At 51.9% G+C, this 26,992-nt stretch carries 22 protein-coding genes and 2 tRNA genes; 9 read left to right on the top strand and 15 right to left on the bottom strand.

Translation table 11 applies throughout. The annotated features are described in order from the left end of the window. Positions 1-17 precede the first annotated feature (17 nt). On the bottom strand, positions 18-689 hold the full coding sequence (locus CCY01nite_RS15215) for a YggS family pyridoxal phosphate-dependent enzyme (protein ID WP_146863323.1): 672 nt from the start codon (positions 687-689) through the stop codon (positions 18-20). Positions 690-881: 192 nt separating this feature from the next. Here CCY01nite_RS15215 and CCY01nite_RS15210 point away from each other — a divergent pair, with 192 nt between their 5' ends. After that, the gene (locus CCY01nite_RS15210; RefSeq protein ID WP_146863320.1) at positions 882-2,021 is read left to right on the top strand and encodes an acyl-CoA dehydrogenase; all 1,140 of its coding nucleotides are present in this window, start codon (positions 882-884) and stop codon (positions 2,019-2,021) included. A gap of 32 nt (positions 2,022-2,053) precedes the next feature. After that, entirely contained in the window at positions 2,054-3,001 is a 948-nt protein-coding gene (locus tag CCY01nite_RS15205; RefSeq protein WP_146863317.1) for an arginase, read from the top strand. Positions 3,002-3,048: 47 nt separating this feature from the next. On the opposite strand, the gene CCY01nite_RS15200 is transcribed toward CCY01nite_RS15205, so the two are convergent. Further along, complete coding sequence (locus tag CCY01nite_RS15200) at positions 3,049-4,071, bottom strand: DUF3810 domain-containing protein (RefSeq protein ID WP_186831075.1); 1,023 nt, start codon at positions 4,069-4,071, stop codon at positions 3,049-3,051. Positions 4,072-4,138: 67 nt separating this feature from the next. Here CCY01nite_RS15200 and CCY01nite_RS15195 point away from each other — a divergent pair, with 67 nt between their 5' ends. Further along, positions 4,139-5,017 carry a fructosamine kinase family protein gene (locus CCY01nite_RS15195; RefSeq protein WP_146863311.1) on the top strand — a complete coding sequence of 293 codons (879 nt, stop codon included), beginning with the start codon at positions 4,139-4,141 and terminating at the stop codon, positions 5,015-5,017. Between the two features lie 5 nt (positions 5,018-5,022). On the opposite strand, the gene CCY01nite_RS15190 is transcribed toward CCY01nite_RS15195, so the two are convergent. Continuing rightward, positions 5,023-7,488 (bottom strand): PAS domain-containing hybrid sensor histidine kinase/response regulator, encoded by a 2,466-nt coding sequence (locus CCY01nite_RS15190; RefSeq protein ID WP_146863308.1) that lies wholly within the window; start codon positions 7,486-7,488, stop codon positions 5,023-5,025. 192 nt (positions 7,489-7,680) lie between these two features. Between CCY01nite_RS15190 and CCY01nite_RS15185 the strand changes: the two genes are divergently transcribed. From CCY01nite_RS15185 to plsX, 3 genes are read left to right on the top strand one after another with little or no spacing between them, the layout of a single operon-like run. Further along, positions 7,681-8,217 carry a YceD family protein gene (locus CCY01nite_RS15185; protein WP_146863305.1) on the top strand — a complete coding sequence of 179 codons (537 nt, stop codon included), beginning with the start codon at positions 7,681-7,683 and terminating at the stop codon, positions 8,215-8,217. Between the two features lie 31 nt (positions 8,218-8,248). After that, on the top strand, positions 8,249-8,443 hold the full coding sequence (rpmF, locus tag CCY01nite_RS15180; RefSeq protein WP_146863302.1) for a 50S ribosomal protein L32: 195 nt from the start codon (positions 8,249-8,251) through the stop codon (positions 8,441-8,443). Positions 8,444-8,489: 46 nt separating this feature from the next. After that, on the top strand, positions 8,490-9,437 hold the full coding sequence (gene plsX / locus CCY01nite_RS15175; RefSeq protein WP_146863299.1) for a phosphate acyltransferase PlsX: 948 nt from the start codon (positions 8,490-8,492) through the stop codon (positions 9,435-9,437). A gap of 57 nt (positions 9,438-9,494) precedes the next feature. Here the strand turns inward: plsX and CCY01nite_RS15170 are convergent, their stop codons facing one another. Together CCY01nite_RS15170 and mazG are read right to left on the bottom strand one after the other, a co-directional pair. Further along, a complete protein-coding gene (locus CCY01nite_RS15170; protein ID WP_146863296.1) occupies positions 9,495-13,247 on the bottom strand; it encodes a sensor histidine kinase in 3,753 nt (1,250 codons plus the stop codon). A gap of 3 nt (positions 13,248-13,250) precedes the next feature. Continuing rightward, entirely contained in the window at positions 13,251-14,015 is a 765-nt protein-coding gene (gene mazG, locus CCY01nite_RS15165) for a nucleoside triphosphate pyrophosphohydrolase (RefSeq protein ID WP_146863293.1), read from the bottom strand. Between the two features lie 143 nt (positions 14,016-14,158). Here mazG and CCY01nite_RS15160 point away from each other — a divergent pair, with 143 nt between their 5' ends. Further along, positions 14,159-16,402: a Tex family protein gene (locus tag CCY01nite_RS15160; RefSeq protein ID WP_146863290.1), complete on the top strand. Its 2,244-nt coding sequence runs from the start codon at positions 14,159-14,161 to the stop codon at positions 16,400-16,402. Positions 16,403-16,474: 72 nt separating this feature from the next. Here the strand turns inward: CCY01nite_RS15160 and CCY01nite_RS15155 are convergent, their stop codons facing one another. The 4 genes from CCY01nite_RS15155 to CCY01nite_RS15140 are packed head-to-tail and all read right to left on the bottom strand — an operon-like array spanning position 16,475 to position 19,463. Next, on the bottom strand, positions 16,475-17,008 hold the full coding sequence (locus CCY01nite_RS15155; RefSeq protein WP_146863287.1) for an Ivy family c-type lysozyme inhibitor: 534 nt from the start codon (positions 17,006-17,008) through the stop codon (positions 16,475-16,477). Positions 17,009-17,011: 3 nt separating this feature from the next. Continuing rightward, positions 17,012-17,647, bottom strand: a complete 636-nt coding sequence (locus CCY01nite_RS15150; RefSeq protein WP_146863284.1) for a carbonic anhydrase — start codon at positions 17,645-17,647, stop codon at positions 17,012-17,014. Positions 17,648-17,656: 9 nt separating this feature from the next. Further along, complete coding sequence (locus CCY01nite_RS15145; protein ID WP_146863281.1) at positions 17,657-18,436, bottom strand: enoyl-CoA hydratase-related protein; 780 nt, start codon at positions 18,434-18,436, stop codon at positions 17,657-17,659. 13 nt (positions 18,437-18,449) lie between these two features. Beyond that, on the bottom strand, positions 18,450-19,463 hold the full coding sequence (locus CCY01nite_RS15140; RefSeq protein ID WP_186831074.1) for a DUF3667 domain-containing protein: 1,014 nt from the start codon (positions 19,461-19,463) through the stop codon (positions 18,450-18,452). 105 nt (positions 19,464-19,568) lie between these two features. On the opposite strand from CCY01nite_RS15140, the gene CCY01nite_RS15135 reads away from it, so the two are divergent. Further along, a complete protein-coding gene (locus CCY01nite_RS15135) occupies positions 19,569-20,402 on the top strand; it encodes a hypothetical protein (RefSeq protein ID WP_146863274.1) in 834 nt (277 codons plus the stop codon). A 39-nt stretch (positions 20,403-20,441) separates the two neighbouring features. On the opposite strand, the gene CCY01nite_RS15130 is transcribed toward CCY01nite_RS15135, so the two are convergent. Both CCY01nite_RS15130 and CCY01nite_RS15125 read right to left on the bottom strand, forming a co-directional pair. Then, on the bottom strand, positions 20,442-20,963 hold the full coding sequence (locus tag CCY01nite_RS15130) for a DinB family protein (protein WP_146863271.1): 522 nt from the start codon (positions 20,961-20,963) through the stop codon (positions 20,442-20,444). 116 nt (positions 20,964-21,079) lie between these two features. Then, entirely contained in the window at positions 21,080-22,642 is a 1,563-nt protein-coding gene (locus CCY01nite_RS15125; protein ID WP_186831073.1) for a glycoside hydrolase family protein, read from the bottom strand. Positions 22,643-22,744: 102 nt separating this feature from the next. Between CCY01nite_RS15125 and CCY01nite_RS15120 the strand changes: the two genes are divergently transcribed. Next, the gene (locus tag CCY01nite_RS15120; protein ID WP_146863268.1) at positions 22,745-23,092 is read left to right on the top strand and encodes a hypothetical protein; all 348 of its coding nucleotides are present in this window, start codon (positions 22,745-22,747) and stop codon (positions 23,090-23,092) included. A gap of 96 nt (positions 23,093-23,188) precedes the next feature. On the opposite strand, the gene CCY01nite_RS15115 is transcribed toward CCY01nite_RS15120, so the two are convergent. The 4 genes from CCY01nite_RS15115 to CCY01nite_RS15100 form a co-directional block, all read right to left on the bottom strand. Next, positions 23,189-23,274: transfer RNA gene (locus CCY01nite_RS15115), tRNA-Leu, on the bottom strand. An 82-nt stretch (positions 23,275-23,356) separates the two neighbouring features. Then, positions 23,357-23,432 (bottom strand) — tRNA-Gly (locus CCY01nite_RS15110). 118 nt (positions 23,433-23,550) lie between these two features. Beyond that, positions 23,551-26,016 carry a TonB-dependent receptor gene (locus CCY01nite_RS15105; protein ID WP_146863265.1) on the bottom strand — a complete coding sequence of 822 codons (2,466 nt, stop codon included), beginning with the start codon at positions 26,014-26,016 and terminating at the stop codon, positions 23,551-23,553. An 80-nt stretch (positions 26,017-26,096) separates the two neighbouring features. Then, complete coding sequence (locus CCY01nite_RS15100; RefSeq protein ID WP_186831072.1) at positions 26,097-26,927, bottom strand: AraC family transcriptional regulator; 831 nt, start codon at positions 26,925-26,927, stop codon at positions 26,097-26,099. Positions 26,928-26,992: the final 65 nt, after the last annotated feature.

The raw sequence follows: 26,992 nt of genomic DNA, 5'->3' as shown, positions 1-26,992 counted from the left end.
TTACTTTTTTGATCCTTTTAAACATAATTCCGCGCGCCGAACAGCAGGCTACCAATACGCACCAGCGTACTGCCTTCTTCCAGCGCTATTTTATAGTCCCCGCTCATGCCGGTGGACAGCTCTTTAAAATCATCGCGGCCCGCGAAATACTTTTCCTTTACGGCTGCATGCAGCTCTTTCAGCTCCGCGAACTCGCGGCGTATCTGCGCCTCATCATCCGTATTACTGGCCATTCCCATCAGTCCCGCTACCCGCACATGCTGTAAATCGCCGGTTTCATCCAGCAACTGATACAGTTCCTGTCCGTTCAGCCCGAACTTCGTTTCCTCCGTGGCAATATGCACCTGTAGCAGGCAATCGATCACCCGGCCCTGTTTCGCCGCCTGCTTATCGATCTCCCTGAGCAGCTTTGCACTGTCTACTCCATGGATCATGCTAACAAAGGGCGCGATATACTTTACCTTGTTGCTTTGAAGATGGCCGATGAAATGCCACTGTATGTCCTGCGGCAGCTGCGAAGCCTTATCTACCAGCTCCTGCACGTAGTTTTCACCGAAAATGCGCTGACCGGCCTCATACAGCGCCATGATGTCCGAAACGGGTTTGATCTTTGATACGGCTACCAGGCGGGCATGATGATGGTCGGTTTCGCTGAGCACCTGCCGGTAGGCGGTTAAATTCACTGCCATATTCCTACAAAAATAATAGACTTCCGGCATTTATGAGCAGTCCCTTTATATATTGCCGCATCTATCGGCCTACATTGCTGCAAATTTTTCAACAATTCAGGGAAATTGCTAAAAGCCGTTTAATTCTGATACCCCGATTTTTTTACATCCTCATTTTAAAATAGGTTTGTAAACACCACAATCTACGAACATATGCATTTTCAATTGACCGAAGAACATCTGATGATCCAGAAAGCAGCCAGGGATTTTGCTGTAAATGAATTATTACCGGGCGTGATAGAAAGGGATGAATTGCAGAAATTTCCGGCGGAACAGGTAAAAAAACTGGGCGAGCTGGGTTTTCTGGGCATGATGGTGGACCCGCAATACGGCGGCGCCGGGCTGGATACCGTATCCTACGTACTGGCGATGGAAGAAATATCGAAAGTAGACGCTTCTGCTTCCGTGGTGATGAGCGTTAATAATTCACTGGTATGCTGGGGACTGGAAACCTTCGGTACGGAAGAACAGAAACAAAAATACCTGGTACCGCTGGCCAAAGGCGAGATCATCGGCGCATTCATGCTGAGCGAGCCGGAAGCCGGTTCCGACGCCACTTCGCAGCGCACCACCGGGGAAGATAAAGGGGATCATTACCTGGTGAACGGCACCAAGAACTGGATCACCAACGGCAACACCGCCAGCGTTTACCTGGTGATGGTCCAAACGCATCCTGAACTGGGCAGTAAAGGCATCAACGCGCTGATCATAGAAAAAAGCATGCCGGGCGTGACCATCGGCGCAAAAGAAAACAAGCTCGGCATCCGCGGCAGCGATACGCACAGCGTGATGTTCCAGGACGTGAAAGTGCCGAAGGAGAACAGGATCGGGGAAGACGGCTTTGGCTTCAGGTTCGCCATGAAAACACTGGGCGGCGGCCGTATCGGGATCGCTTCACAGGCCCTGGGCATTGCCAGCGGCGCATATGAGCTGGCATTGAAATATTCGAAAGAAAGAAAAGCCTTCGGCAAGGAGATCTGCCAGCACCAGGCCATCCAGTTCAAGCTGGCGGACATGGCCACCCGCATTGAAGCGGCGCGGCTGCTCTGCCTGCGCGCGGCATGGGAGAAAGATAATCACCTGGACTATACACTAAGCGGTTCCATGGCAAAGGTGTTTGCCTCCGAAACCGCCATGTGGGTGACCACCGAAGCGGTGCAGGTACACGGCGGCTATGGCTATGTGAAGGAATACCATGTGGAGCGCCTCATGCGCGATGCAAAGATCACACAGATCTACGAAGGCACTTCCGAAGTGCAGCGGATCGTGATCAGCCGGAGCATACTTGGCTAAAAAAAATGTATGCGGTTACACCAAAACAGTATATGAAAAACATCAAGATCATCGAAGTCAAGTCCGAAATCGGGGCGGGTACCCGTGGCGCCAGCCTTGGCGTGGATGCGATCAAGATCGCCGCGCTGGACTTTATGAGCAGCTTCTTCGTTCATTTTCCCACAGAAGAAATAGAAACCGAAAACAGGCTCCTGTTTGAACCGATAGAATCGCCTTACGCCAAACGCATCAAAGGCACCTATACGATGTACGAGCGCGTCAGCAAAAGCGTGTGCGATACCGTCAAAGCTAACTGGTTCCCCGTGGTGCTTTCCGGGGATCACAGCACCGCCGGCGCCACCATCGCGGGGCTGAAAATGGCGCGGCCGAAGGCCAAGCTCGGCGTGATCTGGATCGATGCGCATGCGGACCTCCACACGCCTTACACCACACCTTCCGGTAATATGCATGGCATGCCCATCGCGGCATCCATTGCGGAAGACAATATGGACCATAAGGTGCATGAAGTGGACGAGCATACGGTGAAGATGTGGAACCAGCTGAAGAACATCGGCAAGATAGCGCCGAAGGTGCTGCCGGAGGATATTGTATTCATTTCCCTGCGGGATTATGAGAAGGAGGAAGATCACCTCATCAAGAAATACGGGATGAAAGTGATCACTACCGGCGAAGTGCGCCGCAAGGGGCCGGAGAATGTGGCGCGTTCTGTATTCCGCTACCTCAGCAATTGTGAATATATCTATGTGTCGTTTGACGTGGACAGCCTGGACGCTTCTATTTCACGGGGCACCGGAACGCCCGTCAGCAACGGTTTGCGGGAAAGAGAGGCGGAAGATCTCATTTCCAAGTTCATGCAGCACCGCAAGATCTGCTGTTTCGAGATCACGGAAGTGAACCCTACGCTAGACCGCGAGAACCTCATGGCGGAGATCGCGTTCAATATCCTGCAGCGCAGCGTCAACGTGCTGATGATGAACTGACCGCTGGCTTCCATACTGCCCGCTCGCGTGCTGAAGCTGATGATAAACTAGATCCCGAAATACGCCATCAGCCATCCCACCACCTCGCTATAGCTCCTGATGCCATGCTCCTGCTGGTTCGCCTTCAGGTACTGGTCGTACAGCACAGCGGAATAATCATCGATCGGCCCTTCATATTTCCGGTAGAACATGGAAAGGCGGCGCACATCTTCCCGCACGCCGGTATCCGTTTGGTCCCACAAAAGCCTCGCGTAATAAGCGTTCCGCCGTCCCAATTGCCGGACGCTGTACAGCAGCATCTCGAAGCTGGCGGCATAACGGAAACGGCTATCCGTCATATTGCTGGCCACAATATACCCGATGAAATTGGCGGCTTCCTCGGGGGCATAGCCTACCTGGTGGGCAATTTCATGGCAGGTGGTGAAGGGCTGGATGAAGACGGGCACGGTGGTGTTCACCTGGGCTTCGTGGGTGAAGGGGTTCATATACCCCGTGACACCAAGGTAGTTCAGATACTCCCCGAACATGGACGATTTAACGGATGGATGCTGGTACCGCAATACCGGCAGGGAATCCGACAAACGCCGGTACCCCTCCGCCGCCAGGCTGAACATCTCCGTTTTCTCCAAAGGCCGCAATCCGGATGCTTCCAGCGCCGCTTTCTCCCGGTTGGTGATCTTCACCAGCGTATCCGTGAGCATGTACAGATCAGCCGTCGTATATCGCTCCATTTTCAGCTGCAGGTCCTCCGCCAGCGTATGCCGCCGGTAATGTCCTCCCCAGCATAACAAAAACGTAAAATACAACCACATCAAAACGGCTGCTCCTTTCAAAGCCATATACAGCAAGCGTTTCCACCGGCCACGAACCAGGTTCCATATCATTCTTAATATAAAAATTATACCAACTATGAGCCAGATGATGTATATTACATCGCCTATGCTTATTGGCACCATGCCGGTAATTTTTCTTAATAGCGTACTGATAAAAACGTACCACCTATGAAAATAAAGGTCCGCCAGCCAGCCACCCGCTGCAAACAACCCGTTCAACAACAAAATTGCTGACATACAGATGGCGATCGATATTAACTGTTTCCTGATCTGGTCGTTCGTCTCCATTTTAACTTAAAGGAACATGATAGATGAAAAAATCACACCGGATATTGCCGGGGCGCTCTCCACACAATTATCCGTGAAAATACAGATAAAAGACGCTGAAAGAGTACAGGGCGGTGACATAAATGAAACCTGGCGCCTGCGGACCAACGCGGGCGAATGGTTCCTGAAGCTCAACGACGCCCGCCGCTACCCGGATATGTTCCTCCGGGAGCAGGACGGCTTGGAGGAGCTGCGCCAGACCGGCCACATCGGCGTGCCCCAGCCCATCTGTCACGGCCGGGCGGGCAACCGCTCCTTCCTGGTCACGGAGTACGTGGAAAAAGGCACCGCCTCCAACGATTTCTGGGAAAACTTCGCCGCCGCCGTTGCGAAGCTGCATCAGCAAACACAGCCTTACTTCGGGCTGGGCGCGCCCAATTATATCGGTTCCATCAAACAACATAATACCCCCTACTCCACCTGGTCTGTGTTCTACGCCTTCAACCGCCTGCTGCCGGTAGGCCGTATGGCGTATGATCTGCGGCGGCTGGACAAACAGATGATGCAGCAGCTGGAATCCATCTGCAAGCGGCTGCCGGAGCTGTTCCCGGATGAACCGCCCGCATTGCTGCATGGCGACCTGTGGAGCGGGAACTTCCTGGTAGGCACTAACGGCAAGGCATATATTTTCGATCCGGCGGTCTACTACGGCCACCGGGAAATGGACCTGGCCATGACGCGGCTGTTCGGCGGGTTTGACACACGCTTTTACTATACCTATCACGCCATAAAACCGCTGGAAGCAGGCTGGCAGCAGCGCATAGGGCTATGCCAGCTGTACCCGCTGCTGGTACATCTTGTACTGTTCGGTGGTAATTACTACAACGATGTGAAGGAAATACTCAATGGGGTCTGAGCCGGTTACTGCCCGGCTTTCACAAATTCGTACATCTTTTGCAGTTCTTCTTCGATCACCGGAAAATGCTGGTTCACTTCTTTGGTGATATCTTCGAGCATGGCCGGTAATTTCTCCAGCTCTACAGCTTTACGGAGATAAGCTTCCAGCCCTTCCATCTTTTGTGTGATCCAGGTCAGCCCCACCATGGAGAAGTTAGGTTTGATCTTGTGTACCTGGAACTTGAGCTGTTCCCAATCATGATCTCTGGCCACGGTCTCCAGCTTGCCCATCTCTTCCCGGATGGTCATTACAAAGATCTCGAACAGGTCGATCGCATAACCGATGTTGCTTTCGTAAAGCGTATTCAGGTACCGGACATCCAGGCCGGGGTGAAATTCATAACCACTAATATTTTGCACTTCCATAATGATTTCAGTTTCGTCTTCGTTGAGGTATTTGTTCAACACCTGCAACAGTTGATCAGGTGTATAGGGCTTCGTTAGAATGTCCGTGATGCCGATGTTGCGGGCCAGCGTAACCGTGCTTGGCATGGCGGCCGCGGTGGTGGCGATCACGGGTGTGGCCACATTGGGCTTGCTTTCATCTTCCCTGATCTTTCTCGCCAGCTCGAACCCGTCCATTCCCGGTATCCGGATGTCCATCAGCACAAGATCATACTGCCGGGAATCGAGGAAATAGAGCGCATCCGGCCCGTTCGTTGCCAGCTGGTAATCCACATGATATTTTTCCAGCAAGCTGATAACATATTTCAGGTTCATCTGGTTGTCTTCCACCACCAGCACTCTCGACTGCCCGAAGTTAAACCGGGCGTGGCGGCTTTCCAGGTCTGACGCAGCGTCCGGCTGCACGGGCTTGCCCGTGTCTGTGAAAGGCAGCGTGAAGGAAAAGCAGGTACTGTATTCCCCTCCTTCCTGTACGCTGATCTTTCCGCCCTGCAGCTCCACCAGCTGCTTGGCGATCGCCAGGCCGAGGCCGGTGCCGCCGTAGCGCTCGCGGATATCTTTCTCCGCCTGCTTATAGTTCTGGAAGATCAGTTCCAGTTTGTCTTTCTGAATGCCGATGCCGGTGTCGCAAACAGAGAACCGGAGCCAGAGAGCGTTACCTTGTATATCTTCCAGGCTGGCCCTGATGGCGATCTCCCCTTCTTTCGTGAACTTTTCCGCATTCCCCAGCAGGTTCATGAGGATCTGGTTCAGGATCATGTCGTCACCGATCAGCAGGGTATCGATCCTTTTGTCGATGTCTACCGTCACTTTTACCGGCCGTTGCCCGAGCTTCAGCTGGAAAGTGTGCTTCATGCTCTGCACCAGCTCCCGGAGGTCGAATTCCCGGGCGTTCACTTCCTGTTTGCCGGCCTCTATCCTGGAAATATCCAGGATGTCCGTAATAAGGCCGTGGAGGATGCCGGATGAATGCTTCAGTATCTTTATATACTCCTTTTGTTCCTCGTCCGGATTTGTTTCTTCCAGCAAATGCGCCATGCCGATGATGGCATTGAGCGGCGTCCGGATTTCGTGGCTCATATTAGCCAGGAATTCCTTTTGCGCGCGCTGGGCGTCTTCCGCGGCCTGGCGGGCCGCTTCCAGCTCCTGTTGCAGGATCTTCTGCGGCGTCATGTCCATATGAATGCCCACGCCTCCCACCGCGTTGCCTTCGCGGTCGTAAATATTGCCGGAACTGGCCAGCACCCATTTACGGGAGCCGTCTTTCAGCACTATTTCCATGTCGTACAGCAGGGCCACTTTCTTTTCCACGCGGTAACGGCGGAGATTGCGGGCGTATTCCCGGTTCTCCTCCGGTACGAACATATCTGTAATATTGCGGCCTATCAGTTCATCTTCCGTATACCCCGAAAGGCGGCAGAAGCTTTCATATACCTTCGTGATATTGCCTTCGAGGTCCGTTTCACACAGGGCGGCATTGAGATTGTCCAGTATCACCCGGTACTTCTCGTCGGTGCGTTTCAGCTCTTCCTGCCAGACGCGGTGACGGGTCACGTCCACGATCTGCCAGATGCTGCCGGCGAAACGGCCTTCGTCGTACACCGGAATATAGCTCACTTCCCGGATATGACCATCCCTGAACACCATTTCCCAGCCGAAAAACGGCTTTTTCCGCTTCTTCAACTCCTTCATTTTCAACTCAAACGCGGCAGCGTCCGTCACGTAAGGCGTAATAAATTCGATCATCCCGCGGAATGACTTGTTAATGATATTGCCATCGTAACCGTTGCCGGTGTTGAAATATTCCATGAAAACGTCATTGCCCCAGATAAAGCGGTGCTTTTCATCCGAGACCAGGACGCCTGCATTGGTATTTTGCAGGTAAACAGCAATGGGGAGCGCAAATATATGGGGCAGTCCTTCCGCCTGGGAGGAAGGGGACTTCAAAGAACGCTTCTTGATCCGGCCTATTCTTCCTTTGGGTGTCATGTCGTCTGCTGAATAGGGTACTTTATAGGATTTCATAAGGCATTTGTACAATTTATCCTAAAACGGTATGAAGTTAGGAAATTTGACACAACTGTCTATCAATAAATATCTGATATTTTTATAAATTTTTATATATAAAATCAGTATGAGTATCAGCAAAAGTAGGAAATTTTTGCTTTTGGAAATATTTGATTACCTTTGCATCCCTCTAAAAGTGAGGTTTTTGATATGAAGCATCTCCGCGAATTTGACATAGCTTTTGTCGGTCTGACGCCCGGAGTGCACACATTCCAATACCAGATCACTGATAGTTTCTTTGAAAACTACGGGCCGCAGGATTTCTCGAACTGTAACGCCACGGTAAAGTTACAATTTGACAAGAAGAATAACTTCTTTTTGCTGAAATTCGAGGTGGGGGGTACGGTAACCGTTACCTGCGACCGCTGCGGACAGCCGTTTGAAATGCAGTTGTGGGACGATTTCAACCAGGTGGTAAAGCTGGTGGAAAATCCGGAAGAGCTGAACACGGATGAAGATCCGGATGTGACTTATATCGCCAGAACGGAATCACACCTGAATGTGGCCGATTTTGTATATGAGTTCATCAACCTCAGCATTCCCATGCAGCGCATTCACCCGGATGACAGCAACGGCAAAAGCGGTTGCGATCCCAAGGTGCTGGAAATGCTGGATAAAATGAAGCAGCAGGGCGAGGACAAAACGAACCCGATCTGGAAAGGATTGGAGAAGTTCAGGGACAATTAATATTAACAAGAACAATTAAAAAACAAATAAAATGCCGAATCCTAAACGCAGACATTCGCAACAAAGATCAGCTAAAAGAAGAACGCATTACAAGGCTTTTGCTGACACTTTAAGCACAGACAGCGCTACCGGCGAAGTGCACCTGAGACACCGTGCCCACTGGGTAGAAAACAAACTGTTCTACAAAGGAAAAGTAGTACTGGAAAAACAAGCCGCTGCTAAATAATAATTTTTACTAATTTTACCCCGAGCTAACAGACAAACTACAGTTCATGAGAATCGGGCTAGATATGATGGGTGGCGACTTTGCCCCCGCAGAAGCAGTAAAAGGAGTAAAATTATTTTTAGACGGTGATGCATCCAATGCGCATCTTGTGCTGATCGGTGACGAGCAGGCCCTAACACCCCTGTTAGCCGATGCGCAGCTGAACCAGTCAAGATATACAGTTGTTCATTCATCCCAGGTAATAGGGATGAATGAACATCCTACCAAAGCACTCAAGGAAAAGCCGCATTCCTCCATCTCCATCGGCTTTCATCTTCTTCAGAACAAAAAGATCGATGCGTTTATCAGCGCCGGCAATACCGGAGCCATGATGGTGGGCGCCATCTACTCCATCAAACTGATCGAAGGCATTCAGCGGCCTACCATTTCCACCGTGGTTCCACGGGAGAACGGCTCGTACGGTCTTTTGCTGGATGTGGGCATCAATGCGGACTGCAAACCGGAAAACCTGGTACAGTTCGCCGTTCTCGGCTCCCTCTACTCCCAGTACATCATGGGTACGGACAAACCGAAAGTGGGATTGCTCAACATCGGTGAAGAGGAAGGCAAAGGCAATCTTCTCGCTCAGGCCACCTATCCCCTGCTGAAAGAGAACACGCACCTGAACTTCATCGGTAACGTAGAAGGACGGGACGTTTTCAAGGATACGGCGGATGTGATCGTTTGTGAAGGCTTTACCGGCAACGTGATACTGAAAATGGCCGAATCTTTCCACGATGTGGCCGTTCGCCGCAATATCAAGGATGATTATATGGACAAGTTCGATTTCGAGCAATATGGCGGTACGCCTGTGCTCGGCGTGGCGGAGCCGGTGATCATCGGGCATGGTATTTCCGGGCAGCGCGCGTTCTCCAATATGATCGGGCTGGCGAAGAAAATGATCGAAAGCAAGTTGTTGGAGAAGATCAGGGAGAGCTTTGTGGAAGTGAAATAATTATGCTCTCCGAAAGATAATTGAAGATGACCACGTGGTCATCTTTTTTTGTTTCCTCTACCCCACCACCGGCAGCTTCACATAAAACGTAGTGCCAATACCGGGAGAAGTAGTAAACCAAATCTCCCCGCCAGCCTGCTCCACAATGTTCTTGCACATCGCCAGGCCCAGGCCCGTACCAGACGACTTCGTGGTGAAATTCGGCACAAAGATCTTCGGCTGCACCTCCGGCGGAATGCCGGTACCGTTATCGGTCACCTTTACCACCACATCTTCCCCTTCATCCTGCATGCTGATGGCAATATGCCCTTCCTTCCCTTCGGGAATGGCCTGTATGGCGTTTTGCAGCAGGTTGGTGAAAAGCCGGTTGATCTGCGTTTTATCGGCATCCACCTTATACGGCTTTTCATTCCGCTCAAAATAAATATGGCATTCGGGGTTGCTCATGTACAGTCCCGTTACGGAAGACAGCAGCTCGCTCAGCGAGAACACTTCGTTGTTGACCTTCGTGATATGCGCGAAAGCAGCGAAGTCCGATGCGATGTTGGACAAGTGTTCGATCTGCTCCACCAGCGTGTTCGCCACATTCCTGGAAAGGGCTTTCACATCCGGGGAATCGTTGGCGATAGCACGCTGCAGGTACTGGATGCTGAGCTTCATCGGCGTCAGCGGGTTCTTGATCTCGTGCGCCACCTGCCGGGCCATTTCCCGCCAGGCGCCCTCCCGCTCGCTTTTCGCCAGCATGGCGGCACTCACTTCCAGCTTCTGCACCATCTTGTTATATTCCTTTACCAGCAAACCTATCTCATCTTCCTTATCCCATTCCACCGGCTCGTTCTGCTGCCCAAGGTTCACGCTTCGCAGCTTGTCCGTGATCAATGAAAAAGATTTGGTGATGGTATTGGATATCAGCAACACGAGCAGGCCGGCGATCAGGAAAATAAATGCGTTGATATTGATGAGCGCCACGAGGAACGTGGAGATCTGCTGGTTCAGCTCCGTTTGTGTGGCGAAATACGGCACATTGAGATAGGCGAAGGCGCCATCCTTGTCCCGCAGCGGAATGTAGCCGCTGATGTATTTCATTTTTCCGATCTGCTCTTCCTGGATGTACTGGATCTTCCGGAGCTTCGACAGCTGATAGAAAGCCACCGGGTTCATAGCGCCGGAGATCAGCCCTTTTTCTATCATGAGCGGCTGCGCGGACAGTTGCAGGTTCCCGCGCGTATCATAAATATTCACGTCCACATTATGCTCTGTGGCAATGACGCCGATGTTGCGGGACAGATCGGCAAGGAAAATGGAATCGTAGATGGTCTCCACCTGGTCCAGCATGCGCTGCGAATAAAAGACCGCTTCTATGTCCCGCGCAATGCTGTGCACCGTTCTGCTCAGCCTTTCCGCGTTCTCCGCGCGGTAACGGTTGATGAAGAACAGGATGGTGGCGAGCCCCAATGCCAGGAATGCAAAGGCCACGGCAAAGATGATCGTGCTCTGCACTTTGTTGCGGATGCTGAGCTTCAGGAGGGACTGAAGGTTGGAAATGCGCAGCCTCGCCTTTACCAGCAGGTCTACCAGGCTGTAAATACCGATGATCAGCAGGAAAAGGCAGAACATGTAAGCGAACAGCGTGATAAACTCCAGGAAGTTCCGCGTGGGCTTTGCCACCACCACCAGCTTGTCTTTCGAATCTTTATAGTACAGCAGCGAATAACCCTTCTGTTCATCGAACACCGCATCGGCCACGGGGATCTCCGCGGGCGTGAGCCTTGCCTTGAAAGGATAATTGTTGTGATTGGTCACGAGCACGCCTTTGTTGTAGACGGCATAGGAGTACCGGTCCGTGTATTCCGACGCGGCATCGTGCATGGCGCTTTCGATCAGCAATTCGGGATAAAGCCGGTCCGGCTGCGCTATTTCCGGTTCCGAGCGTACTTCGTAAAAGAGGTAGCCGGACACGGTGTCCCCCGGCCCATAGATCTCCTTCTTACCGATATAGCTATAGTCATTAAAGCTCCTTTCATCGTAATAAAGATCGCGGCCGAGCACATGCGGCAGTTCGCTGCCCACCATGATGCGGTCCTGCAACGATTCAAAGCTGGTGCGGCCACTGTTAAAAAGCGGCTGGCCTTCTTCATCGAATGTAAAGAAGAGCACGTTGAACCGGCTGATGTAGCGGGAGAAATATTTTTCCTGCAAGGTGCGCTCAAGCTGCCGTTTGCTGGTGCGCGTGCGTTCCGAAAAGAAGTTTTTGACCTGGGGTTCCTGCGCCAGCCGTTCGCCTACATCGTTGAGCAGGGTTTCCAGGTAGGGATCGCGCTGCTTGGAAAGGTTCATGGCCACGCGCATGCGGCTGGTCTGCTCTTTCTGGTTGTTATAGTAGATGAGCACGGCGGAGGTAGTGACGGTCATCACCAGCATCCACACGATGAAAGGCAGCGTGGCGCTACCCTGGCTGAAACGCAGTTCCAGCAAGTCCAGCAGCACAACATACCCCAGCAGCCAGAACATGAAAGCCACGGAAGCGCTGAGGTCCGGCGCATTGAAGCGGAACGCCAGCCATACCAGTCCCACCACCAGCAGGGAAATATACTTGGCGCGGTACTGAAAATCCGTCAGCTGGTTGAGCAGGTAGTTGACGATCTGTGAAAAGAAAAGAAAGCTGATGGCGATGAAACCGAGGCTCATGCTGCCGATCACGCTGTATTCATTCAGACTGAAAAAGTTGGTAACGTCATAAGATATCTTGGAGTCGATCACCAGGCTGCGTATCAGTTCCAGCAGAAACTGCCCCACGATGAACATCACCAGCCCCGCCGCGCCGATGATCAGGCGGCTTTGCCATTTGGTGCGGACGACCGGCGGGTGAATAGTGCGCACATGCTGCCGGAAGAACAGGATCAGCCAGAAGGCCAGCAGCACGTTCAGCAGCAGGTCCCCCAGCGACTTGAATATCTCGTCTTTCGCGTAGATCGTGGGATCGAAAAGATTCAGCGCGCGCAGGTCTATCGGGAAGTTATAAACGTAGCTGAGCACCCTGAACAGCAGCACCACGCCCAGCAAAAACAAAAACCCCCACAGCGGCGTGAGCTTGCGCGCCATCAGCGTGGCAAACAGGTTGATGAAGATCAGCACGCAAATACAACCCACCGTCAGCAGCAGCATGCTCGTGAGGCTGGGCGACGGCTCCTGCAGGCCGGGATTATAAAAAAGGTAGAACAGTATCTTCTCATTCGCATCCAGCACCGGCAGTCCCGGCGGACGCAGATGGATGGCGTATTCCCGGCCGATGGCCGGGCGGCCGTAAAACTGGTTCTGCAGGTAATCGTTGTTGATGGCGAATTCCTGCTTCACGGGGATCAGTCCCACTACATATTTCATCGGCTGCACCTTGCGGCAGAGCATCACATAGTATCCGTTCACAAGGCGGCGGAAGGTCACGCCCTCCCGCAGGCCTTCCTGCACCGGGGGGGCGATGGAGCTGGTGCTCCAGAAACGTGGCTGCAGGCCCGTCTGGGTGCTGTCGTACGCAAAAACATAATAGCTTTCCCGGTAAATATCCTGCAAGGTTTGCTCCTCGTAGGAGCCTTTAAACAGCGCATTAACGATGGCGGTATCATCCGCCAGTTCGTTAAAATCTTCCTGCCGCGACCGGATGTCGCTTTCCAGGCTGCGCTGCACGCCGTGCGGGGAGGAATAATAGCTCCAGTAGTTGTTGAACAGGAATGCGAACGTGAACAGCCATGCCGATATAATAAGCAGGTAGCCGTTACGGAGGAAAAACAGTCTTATTTCTTTTATATCGAGCATAGATTATTCCCCTTCCTTTACCTTGTTCCACAGGCCGTCCATTTCCGCGAGGCTCATTTCATCGAGCCGGCGCCCTTCGGCCGCGGCCATTCCCTCCATTGCGCGGAAACGGCGGATGAACTTCTTGTTCGTGCGTTCCAGCGCATTCTCCGCATCGATCTTCATGAACCGGCTGTAGTTGACCAGGGAAAAGAGCAGATCGCCAAATTCGGCCTCCATTTCATCCGGGCGCCCGTCTTCCACCGCTTCTTTCAATTCTTCCATTTCCTCCCTCACCTTTTCCCACACCTGTTCCCTGTTCTCCCATTCAAACCCCACCTGCTTCGCCTTTTCCTGCAAACGCATGGATTTCACCAACGCGGGCAGCGACACCGGCACGCCGCTTAAAACGGACTCCTTGCCTTCTTTCAGCTTCAGCTTTTCCCAGTTCTGCTTCACATCCTCTTCGTTTTCCACCTTCACGTCCCCGTAAATATGCGGATGACGGGCCACCAGCTTGTCGCAGATACCCGTAATCACGTCGGTGATATCGAATTGCCGCTGCTCGGAGCCGATCTTCGCGTAAAAGACGATATGCAGCAGGAGGTCCCCCAGTTCTTCTTTAATGCCCTTGAAATCCTGTTCGGTAATGGCGTCCGCCAGTTCGTACAGCTCTTCTATGGTGAGCTGGCGGAGGGATTGGAGCGTCTGTTTCCGGTCCCAGGGGCATTTCTCCCTCAAATCGTCCATGATCTGCAATAATCGGCTAAAGGCTTGTTCAGGCTGCATAAGGTACATATTAAGGAAATTCCGGGCAAGATATCCCCCTTTCCGCAAATTTCCGGCCGTTTCCATTGTTAATTTCTTTTTCTTGGCGGAAAATCCAATTTACTTAGCTTTGCGGCCTTAGCAAAATCGTAAAAGAAACTTATATGAATCCGAAACACGTGGCACTCATTTCTGCTGAGCTGAACATATCCCAGAAGCAGGCTGAGAATACCATGACCTTACTGGCAGAAGGTTCTACTGTGCCTTTCATCAGCCGTTACCGGAAAGAGCAGACGGGCAGTCTGGACGAGGTACAGATCGGCAAGGTGGAGGATATGAAAAAACGGTATGAGGAGGTGGATGAACGCCGGGCCTTCATTATCAAGACCATCACGGAGCAGGAGAAAATGACCCCTGAACTGCTGGGAAAGCTCGAAGCCTCCTGGGTGCTGGCGGAGCTGGAAGACATGTACCTGCCCTACAAGCCCAAGCGCAAGACCCGCGCTACCGTGGCCATCGAAAAGGGCCTGGAGCCGCTGGCGAAGCTGCTGCTGGAGCAAGCGGACAATGCCCCCGAAGAAGCCGCCAAAGCATTCATCAATGAACAGGTAGCCACCACCGAAGAAGCCCTCAAAGGTGCGCGCGACATCATCGCGGAGTGGATCAACGAAAATGCCGAGCTGCGCGACAAGCTGCGCAAGCTCTTCACCCATACCGCCGTGCTTTCTTCCAAAGTGAACGAAGGCAAGGAAGCGGAGGGCGTCAAGTATAAAGATTACTTCGACTTCCGCGAGGAGCTGTTCTCCATCCCCTCCCACCGCGTGCTCGCCATTTTCCGCGGCGAGGCCGAAGGGTTCCTGTTCGCCAGCATTACGCCGGTGGAAGAGGAAGCAACGGAGATCATCCAAAAACAATTCGTTACCGGCCATACCGCCAGCTCCGAACAGGTGACCAAAGCCGCCGCGGACGCCTACAAACGCCTGCTGCGCCCATCCCTCGAAAACGAGTTCCGCGCGGCGGCCAAGGAAAAGGCCGACAACGAAGCGATAGAAGTGTTTGCCGAAAACCTGCGCCAGCTGCTGCTGGCAGCGCCGCTCGGCCCTAAGGCCGTGATCGCCGTCGATCCCGGTTACCGTACCGGCTGTAAGGTGGTGGCGCTGGACAACCAGGGCAATATGCAGGACAATGACGTGATCTACCCGCTGGAAAAGAACTACAAAAGCCAGGACGCAGAACACCTGCTGCGCAAATGGGTGGATAAATACGATATCGCCGCCATCGCCGTGGGCAACGGCACCGCGGGCCGCGAAACGGAAGAGTTCGTGAAAAAGATCGATTTCGGACGGAAGGTGAACGTGTTCATGGTCAATGAAAGCGGCGCCTCCGTATACTCCGCGTCTGAAGTAGCCCGCGAAGAATTTCCCGATCATGATGTGACCGTGCGCGGCTCCGTATCCATCGGCCGCCGCCTGATAGATCCGCTGGCGGAACTGGTGAAGATCGATCCCAAATCCATCGGCGTGGGTCAGTACCAGCACGACGTGAACCAGAGCCATCTGAAGCAGAGCCTGGACCGCATTGTGGTAAGCTGCGTGAACAACGTGGGCGTAAACCTGAACACGGCCTCCAAGCACCTGCTGGCGTATATCTCCGGTCTCGGCCCTTCCCTGGCGGAGAACATCGTAAAATACCGCAAGGAGAACGGCGCGTTCAAAAACCGCCAGGAACTGAAAAAAGTAACGCGGTTGGGCGACAAAGCCTTTGAACAGTGCGCGGGCTTCCTGCGCATCGAGAATGGCGACAACCCGCTGGACAACTCCGCCGTGCACCCCGAGCGCTACCCCGTGGTGGAAGCCATCGCCGGCAAGCAGCAATGCACCGTGCAGGAACTCATGGGCCGCGAAGACCTGCGCAAGCACATCAACATTAAAGATTTTGTCAGCGAGGAAGTAGGCCAGCTCACGCTGGAAGACATTCTCAAGGAACTCGCCAAACCCAGCCGCGACCCGCGGGACGAGATATCCATCTTCGAATATGCCGAAGGCATCAAGAGCATGGAAGACGTGAAACCCGGCATGGTAGTGCCCGGCGTGGTGACCAATATTACCGCCTTCGGCGCGTTTGTAGACATCGGGGTGAAGCAGGATGGCCTGGTGCACATCTCCCACCTGTCCAACAAATTCATCAGCAACCCCAATGAAGCGGTAAAGCTGAACCAGAAAGTGACGGTAACCGTACTGGAAGTAGACATCGCGCGCAAACGCATCTCACTTTCCATGAAGGACAGTCAGCCTGCCGCCGGTGGTGGCGGACAGCGCCGTGAGCGGAAGGACAGCAAGCCTGCGAAGGAAGCGCCGCTGAACGACTTCCAGGCAAAGCTGCTGGCATTGAAATCGAAGTTCAAATAACGTGAAAAATAAAGCGGGTGTATCAGATTTGATACACCCGCTTCTTTATCCCGTAAAAAATACTTCCGTCGTCTATTGCGCTGCCCCCACCGGTTCTTCAAACTTCTTCTTCCAGTCCCGCAGCTTCTGCGGATAAGCCGTATCGCCGCGTTCCCCGAAAAGCGTTACCACCTTATTCCGCGCAATCCCCACATATAACAGGTCCTGCTTCATGTCCACCGCCAGCGCCGCTTCTTCCACGGTGCAGTTATGCGGTTTACATCCTTCGTTAAAAAGAACGCCTGATTCCACTTCAATGGGCGGCGTTACTTTGTACCGCTGGATGAAATCATTTTCTTCCTTTCCCAACAGCTGCTTCATGCGGTCTTTCAATGGCTTTTGCTGCAGGAGTTTTACATCGGCCGCATACTTCCCGTCGAAGCCCTCATAAGCCGTCCACGACTCCACCAGCGTAGGCGTCAGGGCGGTATCCGTGATCTGGATCATGGTGTCCGTCGGGATCATGGTCATGGAATCCGGCGTCTGCTGCTGGTCCTGCGTACTGGAAGTGGACTGGCACGCATATACGAAGATCGCGAAAGCTGCCGTCCATGCGATATGTTTCATGATTTATGGTTTGATGTCGAATTCGTAGATCGGGTCTATCCGGGAATCCGGCGGCATATGGAAAACGGGTTTGATCAGTCCGTCTTTCAATCCGTATACCCACCCGTGCAAATGCGGCCTTTGTTCCTTGCGCCAGGCTTCCTGGATGGTGATGGTCTTGGCCAGGTTCATCACCTGCTCCTGTACGTTCAGCTCTATCAGCCGGTCCACCTGCTCGTCATGCGTGGGCAGCGCGTTGATCTCGTCGCGGTGGATGCGGTATACGTCCTTGATATGTTTGAGCCAGGGGTTGATGATGCCGAGATTGTCGCTCGTCATCGCCGCCCTGACACCGCCACAACCGTAATGGCCCACCACCAGCACGTGTTCCACTTTGAGGACCTTCACGGCATATTCCAGCACGGTGAGCAGGTTCATGTCCGTATGCACGACCATGTTGGCGATATTGCGGTGTACGAAGATCTCGCCGGGCTGCGTATCGGTGATCTCGTTGGCCGGTACGCGGCTGTCTGAACAACCGATCCACAAAAACTTGGGCGCCTGCTGATCTTGCAGGCGTTTAAAAAAATGTTTGTCTTCCGCCACTTTTTGCGCGGCCCATACTTTGTTATTCGCCAGCAGTTGTTCAAATGGGTTCATGCTTACAGATTATTTTCCGGTGAATACCGGCGCCCGCTTCTCGAGGAAGGCCTGCATGCCTTCTTTCTGATCTTCCGAAGCAAAGAGCAGGTAAAAATTCTTTCTTTCAAAATGCAGTCCTTCGTCCAGCGTGCTGTCGAACGCCCGGAGAACGGATTCTTTCGCCATCTTCACGGCCAGCGGGCTTAGCTGCGCGATCTCCGCGGCGAGGCGGAACGCTTCTTCCAGGTACAATTCCACCGGCACCACGCGGTTAATAAGACCGGCCTTCCATGCTTCATCCGCCGTAATGAATTTCCCCGTCAATACCATTTCCATCGCCAGCGCCTTTCCCACTGCTCTGGTAAGGCGTTGCGTACCGCCCGCGCCGGGCATTACGCCGATCTTTATTTCCGGCTGCCCGAACTTCGCCGTTTCACTGGCCACGATCATATCGCAAAGCATCGCCAGCTCACATCCTCCGCCCAGCGCAAAACCACTGACCGCCGCAATAAGCGGCTTCTTTATTTTTTTGATGGCATCCCAGGTACTGAACTGGTCTACATTATACATGTCCATCGCCGTGCGGCCCGCCATCTGCCTGATGTCCGCGCCGGCGGCAAATGCTTTTTCATTCCCGCTCAGCACGATCACCCGCACCTGTTCATCCTCGTCCAGCGCCCGGAGCGCATCGCGCAATTCGGTCATCAATTGCAGGTTGAGCGCATTCAGTTCCTTCGGCCGGTTCAGCGCGATGTGCGCCACATGCGGCTGCGCCTGTTGGTGTATGATTAAAAATTCAGGGGTCATAATGACGATATTATCAGGCAAATATCAGTATAAATAACAAAAATAACAGCAACACAATGATAGTGCCGGCGAAATAAACGGCCAGCGAGAGTATGCCTCTCCATAAAGCGCCCATGAATGTTTTGCGGTAAACGTTGCGCAATGCGAAAATATAATAGAAGAACACCACCCACATCATCCACATGTAAAGATCCTCGTAGTGCAGCAGCTGGTTGATCAGCATGAAGGGGATGGACAGCAGGAAGATGAAGGTATGGATGTGGATGGAAAAGATGGCATGCTCCGCATAATACATTTTGTTCCTCATGAAGAACCACTTCATCACTAATGCAAAGAACGGCAGCAGGATGAACATAAGCTTGGGATAGTGATGCGTGAATTTTTCCTTGAGCACGTCTTCCGTGCGGTCGCCATACCGCTCCCGCAGGCTCAGCATCTGGGCGATGAATTTGCGTTGCAGGAATCCGTCCTGTTCTACGGCGGGCAGCGACTGCTGTACGGAATCATATTCGCGCACGGTGCGGCTTTCTCCGCCGAGGAACGGCGCGCCGCCGAATTCGAGCGCGCGCATCGCCTTTTTTATTTCGATGGAATCTTCCGCGTTTCCGGCGTGAGCCAGCGAATCCTGCAACCGCTGCTGAACCTCCGCAATCGTATTGCTGGCCGATTCCCGGGCTTTGGTGCCGGTTTTCACGTTAATGCTGTCTTCCCCGCCGCTCACAATGCCCAGCATCAGGAAGAACACGAAAGAGGTAAATACGTATAGCCGTATGGGGTTGACGAAGTCCGCGCGGTGGCCGATGAGGTACCTTTTGGTGAGGTAGCCCGGGTAAAAAAAGAGGTATTTGAGGGTGAGAACGAATTTGGAATCATAATGGGTGATATCCTGGAAAAAGTGGTTGAGCAGGTGGCCGAACGATTCTTTCGTTTCTACATTTTCCTGCCCGCAATGCGAGCAAAAGCGGTCCGGCACCTCCGTTCCGCAATTCAGGCAGGTTTTGTCTTTTCTCAGGTGTTGTGTTTTCACGATCCGGATTTCGGTTAAAGATGGCTAAAGATAAAAGATTTATACGTTTTGTTTTGTTCGAACGTTAGTATTTTTGCAGCGCTGCCACAAGCGGGCATCAGAATTATGAATATACTGAAAACACTATTCGCCGGGCTTTTACTGGCATCCGGCAGTCTTAAAGCACAGTACTTTTACCAGGATGTGTACAATACGCAGCAAACAGCGGCTACCATGGCTACTTTCAAGGCCAACAAAGTCAGCTTTCAGCATGTGAAAACGCTGGATGCGAACCAGCAGACGGACAATGATTTCATTTGCATCCGGGGGATGAACGCCAGCTTCCGGCAGATGCGGGCGGTAACGCAAAGCCGCGTCAGCGGCCGTTCGGTACTCACCTCATCCTTCAATAGCGCCGGCCGGCTCACCAAAACGGTAGACAGCTCGGAGACCGCCATCAGCACCGCGCTGTACCATTACGATGCGGCCGGGCGGCTGTCGCACATCCAGACCAGCTCCAAAGGCCGCGAAGAGAAGTTCCGGATGACGGAAGACCGGTGGTTTCAGTATGACACTCTGGGCCACCTCACGGGCCTGGCCATTAAAAAAGGCGGGCTGGATTCCACGTTTGTTACGATCAAGACCGATACCAGCGGGCATGTTACCGAAGAAGCGCATCCCGGCCGCCAGCGTGTATATTATAATTATGATGCGCAAGGCAGGCTGACGGACGTGCTGCGTTACCATCCGAGCCGCAAGCGCATGCTGCCGGACTACAGCTTTGAATACGACGCCGCGGGGAAAGTATCACAGATGACCGTGATCAATATCGAGCGGGGAGATTATCTGATATGGAAATACAGCTACGATGAAAAGGGGTTGCCGCAGCGGGAGGATTGTTATGGTAAAGGGAATGAGCTGCTGGGGATGGTGCGGTATACTTACGAATACTTTCAGTAAAGCCGGAAGCCCCTGGTGGCGGGGGCTTCCGGAGATTTCTTAATAAGGGATCGTTTCATCCATATCATATTTCATCCCCTCATACCCGAGGATCCTTCTCATCAGCCCCAACTGCCCGAACAGGTAACTTTCCCGATCCATCGCCATACCCACCATGTTCAGCCTGTTTTCTTCCACAAAACCTACATTCATCCCGAAGGGATACGCTTCGTCCAGCTCCTTTTCGGTCACCGCCAGCAGCCGTTCGTAAACCGGGGCGGAGATCTTGTGCCATTCTTTCTTCAGCGTGTCTATGGAAGGGTATTCCGCGTTGGGGTCAAGGGCCTTTGCATCCTTGAAAAGCGCTTCATGCGGGTCTTTGTGGTCCAGCCCGAGTATATCACCCAGCCAGTAACGGCAGTTGACAAGGTTGCCCGTCATCCAGAGGATGTGGTTGGTCCTTCCTTCTACCCTAACGCCAGCGTCTTTGTCTTTAATGCCGTTCAGCACATTGTCGAACACGCGGGTGTGCATCCGGTACTGGGGGATGACGATTTTTATAAGTGCAGATGCTGCTTTCATGTGATGTTGTTTTTAGTGGTGATAATGCGTTGTCTGTTTCACTACAAACTTAACATTTACCGCCGCCCCGGTGTTGTGCAAAACGGGACAAACTGGGAGGTGTTTTATGCCATATTTTAACGGCCATGGTACAGGTAGATAGCCCCGTACGTCCAGTTCGGCCCCTTCATACCCGGGTAATTGAACCTGTCCATCATCAATGAAACGTACCTGAAAGGATAGCCCTCCGGCATTTGCACCACATTGGGCCATACCCTGGTATTAGCCGTTTCATCCCACGGCGGCAGGTCCATTTTCAAAGTACCCGCTTCTTTCAGGTCCGGGTAAGTGTAAATAAATATCTCGCGCTCGGAGCTTCCCGAGAAACAGTACAATTTACCGTCGATCTTTTGAATGGAAGTACCGGTGGAATTGTGCCGCACGGGGCCGGCGATCTTTTTATACCCCTTGTTCCAATGGTCTGATTCCAGGATGATGGCCTTGTAGCCATCCTGGTTAACGCAGGTGAGCATGCGCCATTTCTTCGCTTTTTCATCATAGAGGATATGCTGATCTTCTATATCGCCTACAACCCCGAAAGCAGCAGCGTTCATCACGGAAAAACCGAACCTTGGGTCCCGTTTACTTTCCACCGCCAGCAGTTGTTTCTTTTCTTTATCGGGATTCGCATAGGCACTGAATCCGGTGGTGATGCCGCGCCAGATGCGTTGCGTTCTGTCGTAAAAAATATGGGAGGCTATTTCGTTCCTGAGCAGGCCATCCTGCCGGTCGAACAGGATCACGCCTTCCAGTTTAACATCGAACACGGTGGGGTTCATGCTGAAAACGCCCTGTATATGGTGCGGCAATGCCCGCCCGCGGATGGACATGGTATACCATAACCGGCCGCCGTCCAGAAAAGGCGCTCCGTCTTCGTACGTGATCGGCCGGATGTCAGCCAGTCCCATGCCGGTTGTCAGCGCTGCTTCCACCCCGTTGATGGCAACCTGCCCGGATGTAAGGCCCACAAAGAGATTCGACTGAAAAGAATGGATACGGTCCTTGGCGCGCAGATCGGCATACATATTAAAATCGACCTGCCCTATTACCACCGGCAAACCAGCAGACTGATGGTACAGCACCAGGCCGCTGCCCAGCATTTGCAGGATGATCTTTCCTTTCAGGTCCGCTATTTTGTTCTGCGTAACCATAATGGACCGGTCTACCGGCTGCGCCAGGGCATCTTTCCGGAACAGGAAGCGTACATCCGTTAGCGTATTGTTTTTAGCACTCACTGTGATAAACAGCTGTTCTCCGCTAACAGTATCTCCAAATTCAAAACCTGCTTCCCCTTCGCCAGTCCAGGCATGAAGATCGATCGTATAGGTGGCAAAAGGATTGAAACCGCCGAACCAGATAGCGGTGGCCGATTTTTCCGTTGATGCAATCACCAGTTTGTCTTTATCAACAGATACCGTTGCATGATCTTTCAGGTAATGCCGGGCGGGATGCATGGCCGTCATACCAACGATGTTCGCCGGTTCCAGTTTTGCCAGCGGGATGGACTGCTTTTCGTCAAAGATCATGCGCTGCACGCCCTGTCTGACGAATTTTATCTCATCGGGCTTTGTTTGCCCCTGCGCGGCCAGATGACAGGAGAAAAGAGTGTAAAGGACGAGAAACGGCAAACGTGGTTTCATACGCTCAAAATGAATTTAACCGGAAGATAGCTTGCGTCTGAGGAATTTCCCAGCTATTTTTAATAAGCTGGATACGATTATAATTAACCAAAACGATTATATATGAGAATGATTCTGACATTAGTGTTTATCACGGCACTATGTATGACAAGCTTTTCGCAAAGCATCCAACAAACACAGGATAGGAAATATTCCTACGCTTATATCTTAGTTGAAGGGAAATTGTTTTCTAAAAAATTGAAGGTGACGGTTGACTTCGGTGACACGCCAGAACAGATAAAAGCAGGCAAGGAATTTTCCGAAAAACTGACAAACAAGAAATCCTATGCAGCAGTATTGAACTATATGGTTGAAAACCAGTTTGAGCTTGTTGAAACACTTGATTATGCGTCAAGTTACATGGGATCAGGAGGAACGGATGGTATTGTTTTTATTATGAGAAAAAAATGATCCCTACGAGAACCTATTGCAATTACTCAGATGGAAAATTGTGCAGCGTTTGAGGAAAAAAAAGAAGCCTTTAGTTTTACGCTAAAGGCTTCCGTGTACCCGGGACGGGAGTCGAACCCGTACGGGCCTTGCAGCCCACAGGATTTTAAGTCCGGCGTGTCTACCAATTCCACCACCCGGGTATCCTGCCTTGTAAATGTAAAACATTCACAAAGAACTTTAAACAAAAATTCCAAACCGCTTTGGACAGTTTGGAACATCGCTTGGAGCGGAAGACCGGGCTCGAACCGGCCACCCCGACCTTGGCAAGGTCGTGCTCTACCAAATGAGCTACTTCCGCTTATGAATAAGAACTTTTTTCGTTGGGATTGCAAAGATAGGAATTGTTTTAAATCTGCAAAGTATTTTTTTGGATTCTGTATACATGCTGATCCATAACTCGTTCCTGAAGCGGTTTGCTAAAACTCCTTATCCCCAAACTCACTGGCCGGCAGCTTCGATTTCCCGCTCAATCTGTTCAGGTTAAAACCGAGATTCAACAGGAACACGTCCGTTTCATAAATGTAATTCGTGGTAGTATAAAAATCCGGGCCGCTCGTGGTGATGCGCTGGCGTTGCGTCTGCCCCCACCCGAGGTCCATGTTCTGCCATTGCAGCGTAGCGGAAAAGCGGCCGTTCAGGAACGTCTTTTTCAGGGAAGTATTCGGCACCAGGAACCTGGAATCTTCACCCTGCGCTGTTGGCCGCGCCGAAAGATAGTTGACATTCCCCTGCAAGCTCCATGATGATCCCAGTCTGAAAGTAGTATTAACATTAACGGAATACACCCAGTTACTGTTATCAACACGGGAATTTACGCCCAGGATATTCAGGTTACCGTTGATCCTGTAATTATAAATATTGCCACCCAGGTACAGGCTCCACCATTTTACCGGCTCCAGGCTCGCGCCGGCTTCCAGGCCGAATGTGCGCGCGGCTTCGGCATTGGTGAATACCCGGTTCAGGATCGTATCGGCATACACGCTGTTCACCCGCTGGATCGGGTTTTTGATATGCTGATAGTAGAGGGTGGTGAAAAATGATCCCTTTTTAAAATCATGGATCAGTCCCAGTTCCGCCAGGTCAATGAACGAAGGCAGCAGATTCGGGTCACCCTGTTCCAGCGTTTCGGAATGCTCGCGTTCCGGTATCGGGTTCAGCTCGAAATTGTTGGTGCGTTGAATTCTTTTACTATATCCTGCTTTTGCTTTCCAGCCCTCACGGAGGGTATACATCAGATTCAGAGAGGGGAATAAATTGGAGAGATCCAGCTTGTGTGCCGTGGGATCGAAAGAAAGCGCTACGGTCCGCACAGCGTACTCATATCGTAAACCTGCCGTGTATTCCAGTTTTTGCTCATTTCCGGAATACTGGGTATAAATTGAATTGATCCGGTTGCGGGTTTTGGCTGATCCCCTGAACCTGTCTGCATCCGGCTGGGAAGTGGCCGGTGTAACGAAATAATCAAATTTGCCGTTCTGCGTATCGTATCTGAACTGGTAGCCGCTTTCGAGTTTCCCTTTCCCGATATTGACCGCATAATCCAGCTTGAACCGGTAGCCGTCAATCGGGTTTTCATATGGATTGTACACCTCCTGCAACATGTGCGAGGTTTCCGGGTAGTCCAGGTTTTTGTTCCGGGTACTGCCAAAGAGCCGCGCACTTTCAAACAAGGCGGAGGCGGTTAAAGTGGACTTGTTCCGGAACCGGTGGGTGTAGTCGATATTACCCAGCGAAAAATTCCCTTCCTTGATCTGCAGGTTCGAGTTAAAATAGGTCGTGCTGCGGATCAGCTCTCCGCTGGTAAGGTCGGAGGCCGTATTATTGTAAAGAATGTCCGCCAGCCGCGCCTGGTACCTTTTACCGATGAAAAATCCCGCGGAAAACGTATTGTTTGTATCCGGTGAAAAAGTGACGGAAGCCCGGCCCGCATAATTGTATTTGTCAAAGCTTCTTTCTCCTTCCGATGGAAACCGGGTGATGATATCCGCGTCGAAGTTTTTCGTATAAACATCCCCTTCCCGGTAACCGGAATTATCGTTCCGCGTATAGTTACCGCTGACAGCAACATCCCATTTGTTCTTTCTGAAGCTGACGGTCAGGTCGCCGCCAAAGCGTTGTGGTTTTTCCTTGTTACCATGATCGGTGGTGCTGGGCAGCCCCGCCAGCGCATTGGCCGAAATGGTAAATCCGTCGGCAGCGCCTTTTTTGGTGATAATATTGATGATGCCGCCTTTGCCGTCCGGATCATATTTTGCAGACGGAGAGGTAATGAGCGCGATGTTCTCGATAGCATTTGCAGGAAGCTGGCTCAGAACAGTCTGTGCGTCTGTAACAACCGGTTTTCCGTTGACCAGTACCAGGAAGTTGGAAGAACCGCGCACGCTGATATTACCCTGACCGTCCACCGATACGGAAGGAAGGTTTTTGAGCACGTCCACCGCGTTCCCTCCTTTTGCCGCTTCAAACTGCCCCGCGCGGAATGTCTGTTTGTCGATCCGGTTCGATACGTTCGACTGAGTACCGGTGACGTTCACCTCATCCAGCAAGGCGCTTCCGCGGTTGAGAACGATCTTGTCAAGATTCAGCTGCTGCCCCTCCGCCAGCGCAATGCCGCTGACGTATATGGTTTCGTACCCGATATACAAAATCCTCAGATGATAGTTTCCGGCGTGTAGCCTTTCCAGTGAAAAGCCCCCTTTTGCATTGGTGACGGCGCCCGTAATCAGGGAAGAATCTGTGGTTTTAAACACGGCCACACTGGCATATTCCAGCGGTTGGCCGTTCTTTTTATCGGTAACGGTTCCGGTGATGGAGGCTTTTTGTGCAAGCGCTACCTGTGTAGCCGCCAGTAAAACAGCAAGGAGAATAAATCTAAGGTTCATCTGAATGATTGTAAAATCACCGCAAATATACCAGCCCGGTTTAAACCTCCATTGTAAGATTCAGGGCAATTATTGTACAATTATTTTTTCAAAAGCGCCAGTTCACGGTACTTTCCGGGAGTCAGATTCGTGTACAGCTTAAAGAATTTCGCGAAGTGAGGGGTGTCCGAAAACTTCAATAACGCGGCAATTTCTTTCACCGGCTTGACCGTGGCGGAAAGCAACATTTTGGCCTCGAGTAACACGCGCTCGTTGATGATGGCGGAGGCCGTTTTGCCGGCCGACTTCTTACAGATTTCGTTTAATGTGCCCGTGGTAGTATTCAGTTTGGCGATGTAGAATTTCAATTGCCGGCTGTCAAGGAAATTGTCGTTCACCAGCCGCTTGTATTGCTGAAAAAGTCCATCTGAAAATGTAAGTACATCCTTTTTCACGCCAGCGAACGTCTTCAGCTTCGTTATCAATAAATGAAGATAGGCGCTGTATAAGGCATTGGCGGGCCCGGTCACCTTATATTCTTCATACAGGTCAGACAGCAGGCGGAATAAGGAAGGCTGGTCGCCGAGAGGAATATGTGAAGGCAAACCGAATAGAATATCGATATCCTCCTTCAGCAGCAGGTCTTCCCTGAACAACAGCACATATCCCTTGGGCAGCGCTGAAAAGTTCCAGCAATGGGTCTGGCCCGGCCTGATGTAAAAAGCCGCCGATGGAACGACCTCGAAGCTCATATCGTCAATATCATGAAAACCCGAACCTGCATGCAGGAAAATAAATTCATGATAATCCGCATGACGATGGGGACTTGTGGGTTTGATGACCGTCTTCATCATGCTGATCTTGAACAAGTCTTCCGTGGTAATTTTAGATTTAACCGGGATTTCCTTCATCTCCTTTATAATTGTTGTCAAGATAAACATATTGCATGACAAATGCTTTCCCGGCATCGTCAGGAAATATCACGTCATGTATTAAC

It is taken from the genome of Chitinophaga cymbidii (genome assembly GCF_007992715.1).
Classification (GTDB): domain Bacteria; phylum Bacteroidota; class Bacteroidia; order Chitinophagales; family Chitinophagaceae; genus Chitinophaga; species Chitinophaga cymbidii.
This window is presented reverse-complemented; position numbering and strand designations above follow the sequence as displayed.